At 48.5% G+C, this 1198-nt stretch carries 2 protein-coding genes; both read right to left on the bottom strand.

What is annotated here, in order from left to right:
* Positions 1–761: tetratricopeptide repeat protein (locus tag PX481_RS00625; RefSeq protein WP_288093109.1), on the bottom strand; the 761-nt coding region annotated here is incomplete at its 3' end.
* 64 nt (positions 762–825) lie between these two features.
* The coding region (locus PX481_RS00620) for a DUF2887 domain-containing protein (protein ID WP_288093106.1) at positions 826–1198 on the bottom strand (373 nt) is incomplete at its 5' end.

The raw sequence follows: 1198 nt of genomic DNA, 5'->3' as shown, positions 1-1198 counted from the left end.
GCTTCATGGAGATCGGGTTTAATTTCTAAAGCTCGATCGTAGGATGCGATCGCTTGTTCTAATCTGCCTAAATTAGCTAACGCAACCCCTCGGTTGTTCCAAGCTTCATGGAGATCGGGTTTAATTTCTAAAGCTCGATCGTAGGATGCGATCGCTTGTTCAAATCTGCCTAAATTAGCTAACGCAACCCCTCGGTTGTACCAAGCTTCATGGTAATCGGGTTTAATTTCTAAAGCTCGATCCCAGGAGGCGATCGCGCCGATAAAATCCCCATTGATTGCTTTCTGGTATCCTTGCTCAAACCAGAATGCGGCATCCTGAACCACTTCCGTTAAATCCGTCTCCTTTGGGCCTAGATTTTCCTCCTCCACACCGGAAACATCCCTCACCGCGTCGCGTAACTGGAGGCTAATCCGTTGGGACACTTCCCCCAGATTTCCCGTCATCACCTTGCCTAAAGCCGCCAGATCCCGCCCTAAAGTTTGATAATCTTCCGGATACTGTAGCCATTCCTCGCTTTTGACCCCTAGCCACCGCGCCAGCTTTTTATCGTCACAATGGCGACTGTATAGCCATCCCCGTAACCCGCCGGTAGTGGTTCCCGCCGCCACCTGCTCGAATAACCCCATCAATATCCCTTCATATTCCCCATCGCTGGGTTCTGGAGGAGTATTTTTGACTTCTTTGGGGTTAATTGCCTTTGGACTGCCAATAAAGAGCGATTTTAGCCAATTCCAGAGCTTTTTTAGTAAGGATAGCATCGAAGAAAAGCGGAAAAGGAAGATAAGGAAATTATATCTCTACTGCCGAACTTCTGAAAATACCCTAGCGATCGCTCTCTCCCGGCGAACGCTTCGCGCACGCTTCGCGTGACCGAGCCAATTCTAAGACCTGTTCGAGAGATAATCCCAGAGAAGCGGCGATTTCCTTGGGATTAACCCCCGCTCGCAATAATAAGGGAACAGAAGCTAATTTTCCGATGATTTCCCCTTCTTGGCGACCTTCTTGGCGACCTTCTTGACGACCTTCTTGGCGACCTTCTTGGCGACCTTCTTGGCGACCTTCCTCTAGGGCCTCCTGAAACACACGCGTCTGTCTTAACTCGCTTAAACTAAACATAGCTTCTATCTCCTTTCGATTAATCCGCGGCAACTTGTAAATCAAAATCGTCTCTATCAATTCTAAAAGTTCCTGTTGG

The sequence above is a fragment of the Microcystis sp. M53603_WE2 genome, assembly GCF_030065435.1.
The sequence above is the reverse complement of the archived record's forward strand: the minus strand, read 5'-3'. Positions and strand labels throughout refer to the sequence as shown.